Source organism: Pseudomonas reactans, assembly GCF_013387025.1.
GTDB lineage: Bacteria > Pseudomonadota > Gammaproteobacteria > Pseudomonadales > Pseudomonadaceae > Aquipseudomonas > Aquipseudomonas reactans.
The window spans coordinates 201,998-213,731 of the sequence record NZ_JACAQP010000003.1; the positions used below are offsets into that span (position 1 = coordinate 201,998).

At 60.1% G+C, this 11,734-nt stretch carries 9 protein-coding genes and 2 tRNA genes; 7 read left to right on the plus strand and 4 right to left on the minus strand.

The genetic code is table 11. The features are described 5' to 3' along the window. Positions 1–7 precede the first annotated feature (7 nt). On the minus strand, positions 8–1,066 hold the full coding sequence (gene dinB / locus HX793_RS02970) for a DNA polymerase IV (RefSeq protein WP_177053408.1): 1,059 nt from the start codon (positions 1,064–1,066) through the stop codon (positions 8–10). 280 nt (positions 1,067–1,346) lie between these two features. Here dinB and HX793_RS02975 point away from each other — a divergent pair. The 4 genes from HX793_RS02975 (at position 1,347) to HX793_RS02990 (ending at position 5,971) form a co-directional block, all read left to right on the plus strand. Further along, positions 1,347–1,423, plus strand: a tRNA-Met gene (locus HX793_RS02975). Positions 1,424–1,692: 269 nt separating this feature from the next. Then, positions 1,693–1,769, plus strand: a tRNA-Met gene (locus tag HX793_RS02980). Positions 1,770–2,048: 279 nt separating this feature from the next. Beyond that, on the plus strand, positions 2,049–4,691 hold the full coding sequence (gene mprF, locus HX793_RS02985) for a bifunctional lysylphosphatidylglycerol flippase/synthetase MprF (protein ID WP_177094128.1): 2,643 nt from the start codon (positions 2,049–2,051) through the stop codon (positions 4,689–4,691). After that, entirely contained in the window at positions 4,691–5,971 is a 1,281-nt protein-coding gene (locus tag HX793_RS02990; RefSeq protein ID WP_177094126.1) for a virulence factor family protein, read from the plus strand. Before mprF ends, HX793_RS02990 begins: the two co-directional genes overlap by 1 nt. Positions 5,972–6,147: 176 nt before the next feature. On the opposite strand, the gene recJ is transcribed toward HX793_RS02990, so the two are convergent. Together recJ and HX793_RS03000 are read right to left on the minus strand one after the other, a co-directional pair. Next, the gene (gene recJ / locus HX793_RS02995) at positions 6,148–7,857 is read right to left on the minus strand and encodes a single-stranded-DNA-specific exonuclease RecJ (RefSeq protein ID WP_177094124.1); all 1,710 of its coding nucleotides are present in this window, start codon (positions 7,855–7,857) and stop codon (positions 6,148–6,150) included. Between the two features lie 158 nt (positions 7,858–8,015). Further along, on the minus strand, positions 8,016–8,558 hold the full coding sequence (locus HX793_RS03000; protein WP_016977727.1) for a YaeQ family protein: 543 nt from the start codon (positions 8,556–8,558) through the stop codon (positions 8,016–8,018). A gap of 136 nt (positions 8,559–8,694) precedes the next feature. Here HX793_RS03000 and HX793_RS03005 point away from each other — a divergent pair, with 136 nt between their 5' ends. Beyond that, positions 8,695–9,894, plus strand: a complete 1,200-nt coding sequence (locus tag HX793_RS03005) for a CaiB/BaiF CoA transferase family protein (protein WP_016977726.1) — start codon at positions 8,695–8,697, stop codon at positions 9,892–9,894. Further along, entirely contained in the window at positions 9,894–10,760 is an 867-nt protein-coding gene (locus HX793_RS03010; RefSeq protein ID WP_016977725.1) for a TIGR02285 family protein, read from the plus strand. The genes HX793_RS03005 and HX793_RS03010 overlap by 1 nt, the downstream gene beginning before the upstream one ends. 170 nt (positions 10,761–10,930) lie before the next feature. On the opposite strand, the gene HX793_RS03015 is transcribed toward HX793_RS03010, so the two are convergent. Further along, on the minus strand, positions 10,931–11,215 hold the full coding sequence (locus tag HX793_RS03015; protein ID WP_020372646.1) for a DUF3509 domain-containing protein: 285 nt from the start codon (positions 11,213–11,215) through the stop codon (positions 10,931–10,933). A 314-nt stretch (positions 11,216–11,529) separates the two neighbouring features. Between HX793_RS03015 and HX793_RS03020 the strand changes: the two genes are divergently transcribed. Next, the gene (locus HX793_RS03020) at positions 11,530–11,730 is read left to right on the plus strand and encodes a hypothetical protein (protein WP_016977722.1); all 201 of its coding nucleotides are present in this window, start codon (positions 11,530–11,532) and stop codon (positions 11,728–11,730) included. Positions 11,731–11,734: the final 4 nt, after the last annotated feature.

Here is an 11,734-nt window from a genome sequence, read left to right on the forward strand (position 1 = left end):
TCGGTTTCTACCAGGAGAACTCGAGCTGCTCGTTGCCATTGCTTAAATCCAGCAACCGCACCCCAATCCCCAGCAACCGCACTGGCTTCCCGCCGCGATTGAACGCCTGCGTCAGCAGTTGTTGATAACTCTCCAGATCCCGCCCTGCCCCCGCCTGCTCCAAGGTGGTCTGGGTAAAGTCATGAAATTTCACCTTAACGAACGGCTTGCCTGCCCGGTAACTGCTGTCGATGCGCGCCATGCGTCCGGCCAGGGTTTCCATCAGCTCGGGGAGTTTTGCCAGGCAGCTTGAGAGGTCCGGCAAATCCACGTCGTAGGTATTTTCCACACTGATCGACTGGCGGCGACTCTCGTTCTGCACCACGCGGTCATCGATCCCACGGGCCAGGCTCCACAGTCGCTCGCCAAAACTGCCGAATTCGCGCACCAACGCCAGCTTGTTCCACTCGCGCAACTGCAGGCAGTCTTCGATTCCCAGGCGCGCCAGTTTATCGGCCGTGACCTTGCCCACACCGTGCAACTTGCTCACGCGCAATTGCGAGACGAAGTCTTCAACCTGGTCCGGGGTGATCACAAACAATCCGTTGGGTTTTTTCCAATCGCTGGCGATCTTGGCCAGGAACTTGTTCGGCGCCACGCCGGCGGACACGGTGATGTGCAACTGGTTGGAGACACGCCGACGAATATCCTGGGCAATGCGCGTGGCACTGCCGCCGAAATGCGGGCTGTCGGATACGTCCAGATAGGCTTCATCCAGTGACAACGGCTCGATCAGGTCGGTGTAGTCGCGAAAGATCGTCTGGATTTCCTTCGACGCTTCTTTATAAGCATCCATACGCGGCTTGACGATGGTCAGGTCCGGGCACAGCTTCAAGGCATGGCGTGACGACATGGCCGAGCGCACGCCATAGGCCCGCGCCTCGTAGTTGCAGGTGGCGATCACCCCACGCCGGTCGGCCGAGCCACCCACCGCCAGCGGTTTTTGCGCCAGGCTCGGGTCATCCCGCATCTCGATGGCGGCGTAGAAGCAATCACAGTCGACGTGGATGATTTTGCGCTGCGTCATATAAACGGGGGTGTGTACCTACGGGTGGCCAGTATCGCATTCACACCTGTATATAGCACCAGTAGTTTGATTCTTCCGCTTGAGCGGTAGGAAAAATCCCGGATGAATTTATTTTCTCAATCGAATTTGGACTGTTGATAGAGCTGAAACCCTCGGCCAGACTGGGCTGGCGGGGTATCGAGATGCCACCTTGGAGAGCTAACCGATTGAACCACAAGCGCTTTTCTTCTATTCACGGGTTGACACACCTGCGTTCCTCTGTAGAATGCCGACACACAGACGCGGGATGGAGCAGTCTGGTAGCTCGTCGGGCTCATAACCCGAAGGTCGTCGGTTCAAATCCGGCTCCCGCAACCAAACATCAAAAAAGGCTACTCGAAAGAGTGGCCTTTTTTGTGCGCGCCTGTTTTACCCCTCCACTGTAGGAGCGAGCTTGCTCGCGAAAAACCCAAAGGGACCGCGATTATTCAGGTTGCCCGCGTCATGGTTGACGCTCTTCGCGAGCAAGCTCGCTCCTACAGGAATGTCGCCAAGGCTTTGATTTCAGAATAATTCGCACTTATTTGACCCATCGGCCCATTAACGGTTGACACCCCGCCGTTGGGCTGTAGAATGCCGCCCACAGACGCGGGATGGAGCAGTCTGGTAGCTCGTCGGGCTCATAACCCGAAGGTCGTCGGTTCAAATCCGGCTCCCGCAACCAAACATCAAAAAAGGCTACTCGAAAGAGTGGCCTTTTTTGTATCCGGTGAAAAAGTTCTTCTGAAACAATGGCATGGCATCTTTCATGAAACCGCTCGCGGTTTGTAGAGTCCATCTCATTGCAAGCTATGCTCAATGCTCAAGCGCTACCCTCTACGACCAATGGCCGCAGTCGCCGCACCCGGTGATACGCGTTAATATTTGTAATTATTTTGTCCATAGGGATTGGTAACTTGGCTGGATACCTCCATCCTGTCGCGCACAATCCACGAGGTGATTGATGCGCGCCAACTCGTCTGAACCACAAGACACTGTCACAGCAGAACAACCGATCACACCCACCCGTTTGCGTTGGCTGGATCTGGTGAGCAAGTACCGGCAACCCATCGGGCTGGCCGTCACCCTGTTGTTGTTCGCCATCGCCCTGATCGCCTGCCGCCACCTGCTGCTGGAGCTGGACCTCTACGCCCTCCACGATTCGATCCTGGAAGTGCCCAAGCCCGCCTTGCTCGGCGCGTTTGCGGCGGCCGTCGCCGGTTTCGTCATTCTATTGGGCTATGAATTCTCCGGCGCCCGATATGCAGGCGTGAACCTGCCCGCCAAAACCCTGGCCCTCGGTGGCTTTACCGCCTTCGCCATCGGCAATGCGATTGGCCTGTCGATGCTCTCCGGTGGTTCAGTGCGTTACCGTTTATATGCACGCCATGGCATCGGGGCTTCGGAAGTCGCCCATATGACGGTGTTCGCCAGCCTGGCGCTCGGCACCGCACTGCCGCCACTGGCTGCATTGGCGACACTGAGCAACCTACCCGCCGCATCGACCTACCTGCATTTGCCACAGGCTGTGTTGGGCGGTATTGCTGGCGCGGTGCTGCTGTTGTCGGCGGTGTTGTGCATCGGCATTTATCGCCGTCGCCTGCCGGAACAACCCTACGCGGATAACCTGCTGGTAAAAGCCGGTCGTCGTACCCTGCGCCTGCCGGGTCGCCGCCTGACCTTCCTGCAACTGATCATTACCGCGCTGGACGTGGCCGCTGCCGCCACTGTCCTTTATATGCTGCTGCCGGAAGCGCCCCCGTTCGGTCCCTTCCTGCTGGTGTACCTGCTAGCCCTGGCCGCTGGTGTGCTCAGCCATGTGCCGGGCGGTGTGGGCGTATTCGAAGCGATCCTGCTGGCGGCCTTCGCCGACAAACTCGGGGCCGCGCCATTAGCCGCCGCCCTGCTGCTGTATCGCATGATCTACGTGGTGTTGCCGCTGCTGATCGCCTGCGTGTTCCTGCTGGTCAACGAAGCACAGCGCCTGTTCCAGACCCAGCAAAGCCTGCGGGTCGCCTCGGGGCTGGCCGCGCCAGTGCTGGCCGTACTGGTTTTTTTGTCCGGCGTGGTCCTGCTGTTCTCTGGCGCCACGCCCGAAATCGACTCACGCCTGGAAAACATCGGCTTCCTGATTCCACACCGCCTGATTGATGCCTCGCACTTTGGCGCCAGCCTGATCGGCGTGCTGTGCCTGTTGTTGGCCCAGGGCCTGCGCCGACGCTTGTCGGCGGCCTGGATGCTGACCATGGTGCTGCTGTTGGTCGGCGCCCTGCTTTCGCTGCTCAAGGGTTTCGACTGGGAAGAAGCCAGCCTGATGACCATGACCGCGATCCTGCTGGCGATCTTCCGGCGCTCTTTCTACCGTGCCAGCCGCCTTACCGAACTGCCCTTCTCGCCGCTGTACCTGGTGGCCAGTGTCTGCGTGTTGGGTGCCTCGATCTGGCTGCTGCTGTTCGCCTATCAAGACGTGCCGTACAGCCATCAGCTGTGGTGGCAGTTCACCCTGGACGCCAACGCCCCACGCGGCCTGCGTTCGCTGTTGGGTGCCGCTGTGGTGCTGGTGGTTGTGTCGCTGACCTGGCTGCTGCGCACCGCACGCCCGGTGATCCACTTGCCAACCCCGGACGAACTGGAGCGCGCCAGCAAGATCCTGATGGCCTCGTCCCAGCCCGACGGAGGCTTGGCGCTTACCGGTGACAAAGCGCTGCTGTTCCACCCTAATGATGAAGCATTCCTCATGTACGCCCGTCGTGGCCGCAGCCTGGTAGCCTTGTACGACCCGATTGGCCCGACCCAGCCACGGGCCGAGATGATCTGGCAGTTCCGTGACCTGTGCGACATTCACCATGCGCGCCCGGTGTTCTACCAGGTCCGCGCCGAGAACCTGCCGTACTACATGGACATCGGCCTCACCGCCATCAAGCTGGGCGAAGAAGCCCGCGTCGACCTGAAACGCTTTGACCTGGAAGCCAAGGGCAAAGAGATGAAGGACCTGCGCTACACCTGGAACCGTGGCTCGCGGGACGGCCTGTCCCTGGAGATCTGCGAACCGGGCACCGCGCCGATGGACGAGCTGAAGGTGATCTCCGATGCCTGGCTGACCGGCAAGAACGTGCGGGAAAAAGGCTTTTCCCTGGGACGCTTCAGCGACGACTACCTCAAGCACTTTCGCATTGCGATCATTCGCTTCGAAGGGCGCCCGGTGGCCTTCGCCAACCTGCTCGAGACCTACAACCACGACCTGGCCAGTCTCGACCTGATGCGCGCCCACCCGGACGCGCCCAAGCTGACCATGGAGTTCATGATGGTCGGCCTGATTCAACACTATAAGAGTCACGGCTACGCCCGCTTCAGCCTCGGCATGGTGCCGTTGTCGGGCCTGCAACCACGACGCGGCGCCCCGTTGACCCAACGCCTGGGTTCGATGGTGTTCCGCCGTGGCGAGCAACTGTATAACTTCCAAGGTTTGCGCCGCTTCAAAGACAAGTTCCAGCCTGACTGGGAACCCCGTTACATGGCCGTGCCCGCAGGACTTGATCCGCTGGTGGCACTGGCCGATACCGCCGCCCTGATCGCGGGCGGCTTGACTGGATTGGTGAAACGCTGATGATTCGACGCTCCTGGCGGTATGTATTGGCCTTTGTAGTGCTGCTCGCCCTGGTCCTGGGTGGCGGCTATTGGTACTGGAACCGCCCTGCCCCGCAGCCGACCCTGGAGCAACTGCCTCAGGCCGATGGTTCGGTGATGACCCGGGTAACCCCGTACGGAACGCCGAAAGCCCGTGTGGCCGTGGCCGTGATGCCCGATGAAACCCTGACCGACAGCCAACTGGTCGCCTTGAGCCAAGGCGGCAAGGCGCAGATTGTCCAGGTGATCCTGCCCAAGGACGACTGCAAGCTGCAGGAACAAGCGCTGCAAAGCGCCCTGGGCCAACTGAAAGGCCCGGCGACGCTGGTCAGCGGCATCGGCCCTGGCGCCGCCCTCGCCTGGCGCTGGCTGGCCACCCAGAACGACGACAAGGCCAACGCCATCTCCGTCGGCTTCGCCTTGGTACAGGAAGGCTGCAAGGATCCACTGCCAAAAACAGCCGCACACGGCAATTGGCTGGTGGCCTGGAACGACAACCCTGACGATGAAAGCGCCAGCTTCGTACGTGACACCCCGCGCGCCACCACCAGTATCAGCGACTACGACATTCACTACCCGCAAGTGCTGAACAACGAGCTGCGCAAGCAACTGGTAGGTTCGGACAACGGCGGCCTGGCGATTCCGGTGGTTGAAGTCCCGGCCGGCCAAGCGAAAGATACCGTCACGCTGTTCCTCTCCGGTGACGGTGGATGGCGCGACCTGGACCGTGACGTGGCGGGTGAAATGGCCAAGATCGGCTACCCGGTGGTCGGTATCGATACTCTGCGTTATTACTGGCAGCACAAGACCCCGGAACAAAGCGCCAAGGACCTCACCGAACTGATGCAGCACTACCGTCAGAAATGGGGCACCAAGCGCTTCGTACTGACCGGTTATTCGTTCGGCGCCGATGTATTGCCGGCCATCTACAACCGCCTGCCGGAAAACGAGCAGCAGCGCGTGGACGCGATCATTCTGCTGGCTTTCGCGCGCACGGGCAGCTTCGAGATTGAAGTGGAAGGCTGGTTGGGCAACGCGGGTAAGGAAGCCGCCACCGGGCCGGAAATGGCCAAGCTGCCACCTGAGAAAGTGGTGTGCATCTACGGAGCGGAAGAGGTCGACGAGAGCGGCTGCACGGACAAGACAGCCGTGGGTGAAGCGTTGAAGTTGCCGGGTGGGCATCACTTCGATGAGAACTACCCGGCGCTGGCGAAGCGGTTGGTGGATATCATCGTCAAACACCAAGCCAAAACCGAATAAACTTCCCATCTGACGAGCAGGCTTGTTGTGGCGAGCGGGCTCGCCCCGCGTTGGGCTGCGAAGCAGCCCTAAAACCAAACGCCGCATTCTGCCTGACAGAATGCGGCGTTCTTATTGGGGCGGCTTCGCCACCCAACGCGGGGCAAGCCCGCTCACCACAAAAAAACCGCTGAGATTCAGCGCGGTTCGATATGCGCAATCATCAACTGCACAGTTTCATTCCCACGAAACTCGTTCACATCCAGCTTGTACGCCAACTCCACCCAACGCACGGTCGGGTTCGGCCAGACCTCACGGTCCACTCCAAAGGCAATGCCATCGAGTTTCACTGACCCGCATTCAGTCTTGAGCGCCACCTTCAGGTGCCGCTCACCCACCACGCGCTGCTCCACCAACTGGAATACACCGTGAAAGACCGGCTCGGGAAAGTGCTGCCCCCACGGCCCGGCATGCCGCAGCGCGCGGGCCAGTTCCAGGTGAAACTCTTCCACCGCCAGGGTGCCGTCTGACAGCAGACGACCAGTCAAGTCTTCTTCACGCAGTTGGCGACGCACTTCGGCATCGAAAGCTTCGGCAAACAGCGGGAAGTTTTCTTCGGGCAACGTCAGCCCCGCCGCCATGGCGTGGCCGCCGTACTTGGCGATCAGGTTGGGATGCTGGCTCGCAACCACCGCCAGCGCATCACGGATATGAAACCCCTGCACGGAGCGCCCTGAGCCCTTGAGCAGACCATCACCGGCGTCGGCGAAGGCGATGGTCGGGCGAAAGTAGCGCTCCTTCATACGCGACGCCAGGATACCGATCACACCCTGGTGCCATTCCGGATCAAACAGGCACAAACCGTAAGGCATCGACTCCACCGGCAAGTCCTTGAGCTGGGCCAGGGCCTCGCGCTGCATGCCTTGCTCGATGGATTTGCGGTCCTGGTTCATGCCGTCCAGCTGCGCGGCCATTTCCCGCGCGGCGACAACGTCGGTAGTGAGCAGGCATTCGATGCCTAGGCTCATGTCATCCAGACGCCCAGCGGCGTTCAGGCGTGGCCCGAGGATAAAACCCAGGTCGGTGGAGGTGATACGCGCAGCATCGCGCTTGGCCACTTCCAGAATCGCCTTGATCCCCGGCCGCGCGCGACCGGCGCGGATACGCTCCAGGCCTTGATGCACCAGGATGCGGTTGTTGGCGTCCAGGGGCACCACGTCGGCGACGCTGCCCAGGGCAACCAGGTCGAGCAATTCACCGATGTTGGGTTGAGGCTTGTTGTCGTACCAGCCCAAGCTGCGCAGGCGCGCGCGCAGGGCCATCAGCACATAAAAGATCACGCCCACGCCGGCCAGGGCTTTGCTGGGGAATTCGCAGCCAGGCTGGTTCGGGTTGACGATGGCATCCGCCGCCGGCAACTCATCGCCGGGCAAGTGGTGGTCCGTCACCAACACCTGCAACCCCGCCGCTTTCGCCGCCGCCACGCCATCGACGCTGGAAATGCCGTTGTCCACGGTAATCAGCAACTGCGGCTCGCGCTGCAGTGCCACAGCGACAATTTCCGGGGTCAGGCCGTAGCCGTACTCGAAACGATTGGGCACCAGGTAGTCAACATGGGCCGCACCGAGCAAACGCAGGCCCAGGGTGCCCACGGTGCTGGCCGTGGCGCCATCGGCGTCAAAGTCACCCACGATAAGGATGCGCTGGCGCTGCTCCAGCGCGGTCACCAGCAAGTCCACCGCCGCGTCGATACCCTTGAGCTGCTGGTAGGGAATCAACCGCGCCAGGCTTTTATCCAGCTCGGCCTCGGACTGCACCCCGCGCGCGGCGTAGAGACGGGTCAACAGCGGTGGCAGTTCACCGAGAAACGGCAGGACGGCAGGTAACGGGCGAGGATCAATACGCATGGGGTGACGGAGACTTCTCTTCAATACGACGGTTAGTTAGCAATGCTAAAAGCGACACAGATCAAATGTGGGAGCTGGCTTGCCTGCGATAGCGGTTTATCAGTTACAGCAGTACAAACTGACCCACCGCTATCGCAGGCAAGCCAGCTCCCACATTTTCAACCGCGTTCGCCGACCAACCACTGCAACTGCACTTCATGTTGGCCACGGTCGTCGGTGACGAACATCGTGCCTTCGCTGATCATCACGTCCCACTTTATGACGCGGGGCATGTCCTTGGCCAGGGTCTCTAGGACTTCCTGGGGCACGGCAGCGATATGTACGTTTTTCAGGTTATTCGCCACCGGCACCACCTTGCCTTCCCACACGCGCAAGCTGCCGTAGGCCAGCAGGCTGGTGCGCTCGGTGCGGCGCGAGCACCAGGTGAGGCGGTCGGCATCGGGCTGGCCGACTTCGATCCAGTGCAGAACACGATCATCCAGGCTTTTTTCCCACAGGGCTGGCTCGTCTACATCTGACAGGCCACGCCCGAACGACAGCTGCTCGTTGTACCAGAGGGCGTAGGCCAGCAGACGCACGGTCATGCGCTCTTCGGTTTCCGACGGGTGGCGGGCGATGGTCTGTTTGACGCTCTCGTACACCGAACGATCGAGGTCGGTGAGGTTGAGTTCGAATTTGTAGGTCGTGGACGGCTGGGCCATGAACGGGCTTCTAGAGACAGGGAAAGGCGGCCAGTCTAACCGATGGCGAGGCGATTCAACGAATCCTGCGCTGCCCTGGGCTACGCGCCTATGTTAAAAGGCATCACACCAACGCCCTGCGCAGACAAGGAACCTCATGTCGTTCAACGCCAAACCGCTTGCCGGACTGAAAGTCATCGAACTCGGCACCCTGATCGCCGGCCCGTTTGCCGCCCGTATCTGCGCGGAGTTCGGCGCCGAAGTGATCAAGGTCGAATCTCCCGACGGCGGCGACCCCCTGCGCAAATGGCGCAAGCTGTACGAGGGCACGTCGCTGTGGTGGTTCGTACAGGCGCGCAACAAGCAGTCGCTGACGCTGAACCTCAAGCACCCGGCCGGCCTGGCCATCCTCAAGCAGTTGCTGGCCGACGCCGACATCCTGATCGAGAATTTCCGCCCCGGCGTGCTGGAGAAACTCGGCCTGAGCTGGGAAACCCTGCACGCCCTCAACCCCAAGCTGGTGATGGTGCGCCTCTCCGGCTTTGGCCAGACGGGACCGATGAAAGACCAGCCAGGGTTTGGTGCCGTGGGCGAATCCATGGGCGGCCTGCGCTACATCACCGGCTTTGAAGACCGCCCGCCGGTACGCACCGGCATTTCCATCGGCGACTCGATTGCCGCGTTGTGGGCGGTGATTGGTGCGTTGATGGCGCTGCGTCACCGCGAAGTCAACGGCGGCCTGGGACAAGTGGTGGATGTGGCGCTGTACGAAGCCATCTTCGCCATGATGGAGAGCATGATCCCGGAGTTCGACGTGTTTGGCTTTATTCGCGAACGCACCGGCAACATCATGCCCGGTATCACGCCCTCCTCGATCCACACCAGCGCCGATGGCAAGCATGTACAGATTGGCGCCAACGGCGATGCGATCTTCAAGCGCTTCATGTCCGCCATCGGCCGCGAGGACCTGGCCAACGATCCTGCACTCGCCAGCAATGATGGTCGCGATAGCCGCCGTGATGAGCTGTATGGGGTGATTGATCGGTGGGTGAATTCACTGCCGCTGGATCAGGTTGTAGAGATTCTGAATAAAGCCGAAGTGCCCGCGAGCCGCATCTACAGCGCCGAAGACATGCTGGGCGACCCGCAATTCCTGGCCAGGGAGATGTTTCTCAAGGCCCAGCTTCCCGACGGCAAGGACTTCAAGATGCCGGGTATCGTGCCCAAGTTGTCGGACACGCCGGGCAGCTGCGAATGGGTCGGACCGCAACTGGGTGAACATAACAGCGTGGTGCTGGGCGGACTGGGTTACGACGCTGCCGCCATTGTGCGTTTACGTGAGGAAGGCGCGATCTGATGGTTCGCAGGCTTGCTCAGCTTTGCCTCAGCGTCATGCTCGCCTGGGGCTCGACCGCCAACGCTGAAGACACGCTGGTCTGGCTACTCCGTGACTTGCCTCCCCTGACCATTTTCGAAGGCCCACGCAAAGGTCAGGGTGCACTGGACCAGTTACTGCCGATCCTCATCGAACACCTGCCGGAGTACCGGCACCAGGTGCTGCACGTCAATCGCGCACGGGGCATGCAAATGCTGCGCGAGCCCACGTTCACCTGTGATCCGTCATTGCTATGGACGGCAGAGCGGGCCAAGTACGTCGTATTTTCCAGCCAGGCGTTTGTGGTCGCCAGCAATGGCATCACGATCCGGCGCGACACGCAGGAGGGTTTGGCAGCCTACATCAGAGAAGGCCAGTTTGACCTGCAGGCGTTCTTCGATGCTCATAGGGCAAGGGTGGGTGCCGTGGCAGAGCGCAGTTACGGACCTGTCATCGATGAGCGGCTCAAACATGCCGATGCGCACAAGCTCGCACTGCATTACGGCAATGACGCGCTGGGTAGCCTGTTGCAAATGCAACGTCTGGGTAGATTGGAGGCGGTGCTGGGTTATTGGCCGGAAATCCGTTATCACGCGATGCAACAGGGCATCGCCTCGGACGATCTGGTCTTCTATCCGATCAAAGATTCGGCGCCGTATCAGCGTATCCATATCGGTTGCTCGGACACGCCCCAAGGGCACCTGGCTATCGAGCGGATCAATCAGGCACTGCACGATCTTCCCCTGGAACAGGTGCAGCAGTCGTATGCCTCATGGCTGGACCCGGTCATGCGTGAACAGTATCTGCGGGATAACCCAAACTTTTTCCGGGACTCGCCGGAGCCCTGACAAATCACGGGCAAAAAGAAACCCCGAAGCGTGGGGAGACACTTCGGGGTTAAACGTGGCCTACAAAGACCAGTACAACAAGGCACAAACACCGGAGCACAATGTTTGCTCTTGCTGTTACGAAATCTGACCGGCCACGGTGTAGGAAGTTTCCACAGCTAAACAATTCTTCATGCGGCTGTAGCGTTACGGGTCTGGGCGGCATTACGCAAGGCCGCGATGACCGAGGGTTCCAGACGCCCTTCAGCGATTTTAATGTCGCGTAGCAGACAGTCCACCACATCCACCAGCACGCGCTTGTCCATCAATTGGGCGCGGTCGACTTCACGTTCGACCACGATGGCGCCAGCAGGATTCTTCACGGTTACCAGGCACTCGTCCTGCACACCAGAGGTGGTCAGCGTAACCTGATAAGGGCTCAGTGCTTCTTCGAGCAATAGGCTGATACTTTCCATCTCGATCACCACTCAATAGTTCGGGAACAATCGTTTCAACGGGAGCTGCATCTATCCTAAGTGACTGTTTGTGACGTAGGAAAGTTCGCTTTATCGTCTTTATGGGGCCGTCAGGGGGTGACGGATTCCAGCATGCGCTTGCAACATGACAGGGAAAAAACGGCGGCACATAACTGCTTACGCAATGGGCGGCTGTTTTGGGGTTGACCGAGGGCTGAGACCAAAGGTGAACCCTATACTCGGTGAGCGCCGATCACTCTGCCGTGTAGGCGCAAGCGCATGTCAAAAGGCCCTTATTGCAAAGGATGAACACGATGTTGGAACACAATGAACAGCAGGCATCGATTGAAAAAATTCACGCCGACATATCACGCATTTATGCCGAGCAGCGCAAGTTCAACGCTGAAGTCCACAAGATAACCCGTGAGGTCTTCTGGTATCCCGTAGGCATCGCGATAGGTTTCTTTACCGCTGTTGGTACGGTAATGGCGCTGGCGCAGAAGCTGCTGACCTAAGCCA

What these genes read in the sequence shown, in the direction of transcription:
- dinB (WP_177053408.1), bottom strand. Translation starts at nt 1,066, where the DNA reads ATGACGCAGCGCAAAATCATCCACGTCGACTGTGATTGCTTCTACGCC.
- mprF (WP_177094128.1), top strand. Translation starts at nt 2,049, where the DNA reads ATGCGCGCCAACTCGTCTGAACCACAAGACACTGTCACAGCAGAACAA.
- HX793_RS02990 (WP_177094126.1), top strand. Translation starts at nt 4,691, where the DNA reads ATGATTCGACGCTCCTGGCGGTATGTATTGGCCTTTGTAGTGCTGCTC.
- recJ (WP_177094124.1), bottom strand. Translation starts at nt 7,857, where the DNA reads ATGCGTATTGATCCTCGCCCGTTACCTGCCGTCCTGCCGTTTCTCGGT.
- HX793_RS03000 (WP_016977727.1), bottom strand. Translation starts at nt 8,558, where the DNA reads ATGGCCCAGCCGTCCACGACCTACAAATTCGAACTCAACCTCACCGAC.
- HX793_RS03005 (WP_016977726.1), top strand. Translation starts at nt 8,695, where the DNA reads ATGTCGTTCAACGCCAAACCGCTTGCCGGACTGAAAGTCATCGAACTC.
- HX793_RS03010 (WP_016977725.1), top strand. Translation starts at nt 9,894, where the DNA reads ATGGTTCGCAGGCTTGCTCAGCTTTGCCTCAGCGTCATGCTCGCCTGG.
- HX793_RS03015 (WP_020372646.1), bottom strand. Translation starts at nt 11,215, where the DNA reads ATGGAAAGTATCAGCCTATTGCTCGAAGAAGCACTGAGCCCTTATCAG.
- HX793_RS03020 (WP_016977722.1), top strand. Translation starts at nt 11,530, where the DNA reads ATGTTGGAACACAATGAACAGCAGGCATCGATTGAAAAAATTCACGCC.